The following is a 6054-nucleotide window of genomic DNA, read 5'->3' as shown; positions in this document are numbered from 1 at the left end:
AAGTATAAAGTTTTTGACACAAATATGAAAAAAACGTTGCGAAAAAATTCATTTCATACTAAAATAGTAGTGTTGATGTATATATAATACTCAAATTAATATGTAAAGGAGATATAATATGAGCTACGTTGATGAAGTATTAGAAAGAGTAAAAGCAAAAAACGCTTCTGAGCCAGAATTCCTTCAGGCAGTAGAAGAAGTACTGGAGTCTTTAAGACCGGTAATCGAAGCAAATGAGGAGAAATATCGTAAAGAAGCATTACTTGAGAGAATAACCGAGCCGGATAGACAGCTTAAATTCCGTGTACCTTGGGTAGATGACAAGGGACAGGTTCAGGTTAATACAGGTTACAGAGTACAGTTCAACAATTCTATTGGACCGTACAAGGGAGGTCTTCGTCTCCATCCTTCCGTAAATATCGGAATCATCAAATTCTTAGGATTTGAGCAGGTATTTAAAAACTCTTTAACAGGACTTCCAATCGGCGGTGGTAAAGGTGGTTCTGACTTTGACCCTAAGGGAAAATCAGACCGTGAAGTAATGGCATTCTGCCAGAGCTTTATGACCGAGCTTTGCAAATATATTGGCGCTGACGTTGACGTTCCGGCAGGAGATATCGGAACAGGCGCAAGAGAAATCGGATACATGTTTGGACAGTATAAGAGAATCCGTGGAATGTACGAAGGTGTTCTGACAGGTAAGGGACTTACCTATGGTGGATCTTTAGCTCGTACAGAAGCTACCGGATATGGTCTTTTATACATTACAGAAGAATTAATGAAATGTCATGGTGAATCTATGGAAGGTAAGACAGTTGTTGTATCTGGTGCTGGTAACGTTGCAATCTACGCTATCCAGAAAGCGCAGCAGATGGGTGCAAAAGTTGTTACCTGTTCTGATTCTACCGGATGGATTTATGATCCGGAAGGAATCGATGTTGCATTATTAAAAGAAGTAAAAGAAGTAAAACGTGCTCGTCTTACTGAGTATGCTGCTGCAAGAAAGAGTGCAGAATATCATGAAGGCCGTGGCGTATGGCAGATTAAATGTGATATCGCTCTTCCATGTGCTACACAGAACGAGCTCCTTATCGATGATGCAAAACAGTTAGTAGCAAACGGATGTAAAGCAGTTTGTGAAGGTGCTAACATGCCTACAACCTTAGATGCAACCAAATACTTACAGGATAACGGAGTATGGTTCATCTGTGGTAAAGCTTCTAACGCAGGTGGAGTTGCAACTTCTGCATTAGAGATGAGCCAGAACTCAGAGCGTTTAAGCTGGACATTCGAAGAAGTAGATGCTAAGTTAAAACAGATTATGGTAAATATCTATCATAATATTGATGATGCTGCAAAACGTTACAACATGGAAGGTAACTATGTAGCAGGAGCTAACATCGCAGGCTTCGAAAAAGTAGCTGAGGCTATGCTTGCCCAGGGCGTCTGCTAGGCATTGAACACTTAGAGAACGCGAGCCATAGGCGAAGCGTGAACTTAGTGTGAAAGCCCATCCCGAGACTTGATGAAAACGAGTCGCAGACGAAGTTTGAATCTTAGCCGAGTGGATGTCATTGAACACTTAGAGAATGCAGATGTCATTGAACACATAGAAAACATCCCCGAAACGTTATGTTTCGGGGACTTTTTAATTTACACGAGAAATTCGCAAAGCATTTCCAGTGGAATTTCTTCCCTGCTTGGAGTATAATAGAACGAACAACGGGAAGGAAAGAGACCGGAGGCAATTTAGATGCAGAAAAAAGAAAGAAATGAAGAATTAGAATATATAGATGACTTTGAGAATATCGAAGAACCGGAAGAGTCAGAGGACAACCGGGAAGAATTAGAAGAACCAGAAGAGGAATATTCAGAAGGCGGCAGACGCAGGAAGAAAGGAAGAAAATCTGATACAAAGAATGCGGCGTCTACAGCAGGGGAATTCCTAAGCTGGGTAATTACGATTGTAGCAGCGGTGCTGATTGCTATGTTTTTAAATCGTTTTGTGTTAATTAATGCAGAGATTCCATCCGGTTCCATGGAAAATACAATCATGACCGGAGATAAGCTGATTGGATTCCGATGGTCATATCTGTTTTCTGGACCGGAGCGGGGAGACATCATTATCTTTAAGTTTCCGGATGATGAGAGCCAGAACTATGTAAAACGTGTCATTGGCTGTCCGGGAGATACGGTAAAGATAGAAGATGGCAAAGTATATGTCAACGGAGAACTCTTAGAGGAGGATTATCTCAAAGAGACATGGACGGTAGCTACAGGACCGTATACCTTTGAAGTGCCGGAGGACAGCTATTTTGTAATGGGAGATAACCGGAATAACTCCTATGATGGAAGATACTGGACCAATACCTATGTGAAGAAAGGTAAAATACTTGGAAAAGCGATTTTCCGGTATTGGCCACTGAAGAATTTTAAAATATTGAATTAGTGCGGAACAAATAAGGGAGCAAAAGGAGAAGATTTATGATAACATTATTAGCCCGGATATTTATCCGGGAAGATGACAAGCCGGAGAAGGTACGGCTTGCCTACGGTACGTTATGTGGTATTGTAGGTATTTTGCTAAATGTATTATTATTTACAGGAAAATTTATTGCGGGAACCATCAGTAAATCCATTGCAATTACAGCGGACGCATTTAATAACCTGTCGGATGCCGGCTCATCCATTGTAACATTGCTGGGCTTTAAACTGGGAGCAGCAAAGCCGGATCCGGAGCATCCATTTGGACATGGAAGAATGGAATACGTTTCCGGGCTTGTGGTTGCTGCAGTTATTTTAATTATGGCAGTGGAACTGATACAGGATTCCATCAGAAAGATTCTTCATCCGGAAGCAACGGAATGCTCTGCGTTAATTATCGTGATTCTGCTGATATCGATTGCTGTAAAGCTGTATATGACCTTCTACAACAGGAGAGTCGCAAAGAAGATTAATTCAGCGGCTATGCGGGCAACTGCCATGGACAGCTTAAGCGACAGCATTACCACATCTGTGGTTTTAATCACCACATTGATTGCAGAATTTACATCAGTCAATATTGACGGCTACTGTGGTGTGGCGGTAGGACTGTTTATCTTATATGGTGGAATTAATGCAGCGAAGGAGACTTTAAATCCACTGCTGGGACAGCCACCGGAGGAAGAATTCGTAAAAGAGATAGAACATCTGGTGTTGGAAGAAAAAATGATTATCGGTATTCATGATTTAGTCGTACATGATTATGGACCGGGACGTCTGATGGTATCACTACATGCGGAAGTGCCGGCAGAAATGAATATCCTTGTAATACATGATATGATAGACAATGTAGAAATGAAATTGAAAAGGGAACTGAATTGTGAGGCTGTCATACATATGGATCCGGTGATTACCGGAAGCAAGGAACTGACCGGGATAAAAGAAACGGTTACAGGTATTTTGAAGGATATTGATGAGGTCATTACCATGCATGATTTTCGTATGGTTCAGGGACCGACCCATACCAATCTTATCTTTGATGTAGTGATTCCATTTGGCTACCGTTCCAGTGATGAAGCAGTGTTAAAAGAACTGGAACATCAGGTAAAGGAAAAGCTGGGCGAACAGTATCATATCGTGGTCAACGTAGACAAAAATTATGTGAAATAAAAGAAATAACAAAGCCCCGATGGGAGAAATCTGATAGAAGAATTCATCCCATCGGGGCTTTCTGTGTATTATTTTAATTCTGTGTCAGTGGAGTATTGACTGCATGCTCTACAGACTGGTCAGTTGCTGTACCGGCACCACTTAAAGACTGTTCAGAGGACTGCTCTGTGGATTTCTCAGTGGACTGGGTAGAACCTTCTGTATCAGTAGAAGGCTGCTCTGTTTCGGTAGCAGGCTCTTCCGTATGTTCTACATCCGGATCCTCATAGAGGAACTCGTTGGAGCTTCGGAAGATGGTGCTGCTGGAACCTACAATGTTAGCAACAATCGTATCGCCGTCTTCAATGTCGTCAAGATTAATCTTTAACATGGTGCTTCCTAAGAAGGAAGTGGATACCTTCTCTCCGTTGACATAAATTTTCGTCCAAGGAGTAAATCCGGAGCCGTAAATACATAACTTATTGTCATCGGATTTCCATACACTGTTAATCGTTACATCATCAATACCCATAACCAGATCACTTGCTGGATATTTATCTGTTCCGTTGTAAGCATAACGTTTTCCGTAAAGAAGGTCATATTGTAAATTCTCTAAGTTCTCGTCGTAAGAAGCAGAACCCTTCTGGCTCTGGATGTAAGAGAACATGGTTCCTTTGTGGATGTCAAGCTGGTTGGTGATGTTTGCTAATAATTCATAAGCAGCACAGTCAGCATCCTGTTTTGGTAAATTAAAGTTGTTCCAGGTAACATATTTGGTTTTGAAAATGTCACCGGATACCATATCATCATCGGTCAGTCCCATGGTAGGAAGGTGGTCGCCGAAGAATACCACGATGGTCTTTTCATCCCGTTTGGAAAGCTCTTCGGTTAAGTTGCCGATGAATTTATCTACTTCGTGAATCATGTTAATGTAATATTCCCACCGATTGTTAGAAGCCTCATCTGCAGCACCGCTTACTGCAATTTCCGGATTTTCAAGAATCTTTTCAGTAGGATAATCACCATGTCCCTGTACGGTAATGGTATATACCAGATCTGACTGGTCAGGGGTAGAATCCATAGCCTTTAAGGTTTCACTGATTAAGATGTTATCGGTTGGCCAGGAACCAAGTGGTGTGTACTCCTGAATGTTCATACACTCTTTACTGGTGAAGCTGTCAAATCCCATCAGGGAGAAGGCATTGGCACGGCTGTAGAAGTTACCACCGTTGTTATGTACAACATGTGTACCATAGCCGAGACTTCCAAGGTCGGAAGCAATACTTTCGCAACTGTCGATTTCTTTTAAAGTAGTCTTATATGGGTATTCGCCGGTACCAAAATACTGCATGCTCATACCGGTTAATACTTCAAATTCAGTATTGGCTGTTCCGGCACCTACAACAGGAACTTTTAAGTAACCGGAAGAATAGTTGTTTAATAAGTTGTGAAAATTTGGAACCGGATCTTCTGAAGTATGTAAGAACTTAACATCAGAGGGATCTACAAAGGATTCCAGTAAAACAACAATAATATTTGGCGCATCTTCGGCAGCTTCGGTAGTTTCTTCCGGAACGGAAGCCCCTATTTTGGCAATACGCTCTTCGGAATAACTGTCCGGTTTACTCATACCACGGTCAACAACGCTGGATGAGAAGCCGTAGACAAAACCATAATTTTCATAGCCCTGTGCAATATTGGCAAAATAGGAAGCAACAATATTATTGGACTGGGCTGCCTTGGTAGTTACCGGTAACATCAGGAAGATAACAGCAACCATAAGCGGACTTACAATCCAGTTGATTTTGCCCTGATATTTTGGTCCTTTGATAAAAAGCCAGATACAGAAAAGCAGGAAAAGACCGACTACGATAATAACGGCGAGTGCTTCACCAAAGGTAAAGTATTTGGTGTTCTGCATGGCAAATAAGTCAGACAGACATTTCAAATCTGTAAAACCAAATGGAGTTACACGTTTGGAAAGAATAACACCATTGATGGTTCCAAGGAAAAGCCAGAAGCCGCTGATTAAGAGACGGGCAAGTGTTCTTCTTCGAATCAGATAGACCAGGGATAAACTTGCAAAAATAATAAATGAGTTATAAAGGTAAGCAATGGTGTGTCCTGCAATAAAGGAAAATGCAGAAAGCACATTTCGTCTGGAAATACATTCAATCACCAGAACGAGGAAACAGGACAGTAACAGATGGAATACCAAAGAGTATTTATTCATAATCACAACTGCACGGTCAAGGTGTGGATGTGTTTTCTTCTCCCGGTTCTTAAAAGTATTTATTTTGTTTTTTAGTTTAAAAAATAAGTTCTTGCACTTACTTAAAAAAGAATGTTTTTCTCTCATAATAATGGTTCTCCTCCCAGTAGATTACACACTTTTTACATATAATTTACTTTTGACTGAATAAG

Annotated in this window: 4 protein-coding genes; 3 read left to right on the top strand and 1 reads right to left on the bottom strand. The window is 41.1% G+C overall.

The genetic code is table 11. The annotated features are described in order from the left end of the window. Positions 1-118 precede the first annotated feature (118 nt). The 3 genes from gdhA (at position 119) to DW059_RS14680 (ending at position 3651) form a co-directional block, all read left to right on the top strand. A complete protein-coding gene (gene gdhA / locus DW059_RS14690) occupies positions 119-1453 on the top strand; it encodes an NADP-specific glutamate dehydrogenase (RefSeq protein WP_022243643.1) in 1335 nt (444 codons plus the stop codon). Between the two features lie 300 nt (positions 1454-1753). Then, entirely contained in the window at positions 1754-2449 is a 696-nt protein-coding gene (gene lepB / locus DW059_RS14685; protein WP_117699285.1) for a signal peptidase I, read from the top strand. Between the two features lie 35 nt (positions 2450-2484). After that, on the top strand, positions 2485-3651 hold the full coding sequence (locus DW059_RS14680; protein ID WP_117699284.1) for a cation diffusion facilitator family transporter: 1167 nt from the start codon (positions 2485-2487) through the stop codon (positions 3649-3651). 73 nt (positions 3652-3724) lie between these two features. On the opposite strand, the gene DW059_RS14675 is transcribed toward DW059_RS14680, so the two are convergent. Next, entirely contained in the window at positions 3725-5989 is a 2265-nt protein-coding gene (locus DW059_RS14675; protein ID WP_199534390.1) for an LTA synthase family protein, read from the bottom strand. Between the last annotated feature and the right edge of the window lie 65 nt (positions 5990-6054).

Source organism: Roseburia sp. AF42-8, from assembly GCF_003435965.1.
Taxonomy (GTDB): domain Bacteria; phylum Bacillota; class Clostridia; order Lachnospirales; family Lachnospiraceae; genus Roseburia_C; species Roseburia_C amylophila.
This window is presented reverse-complemented; position numbering and strand designations above follow the sequence as displayed.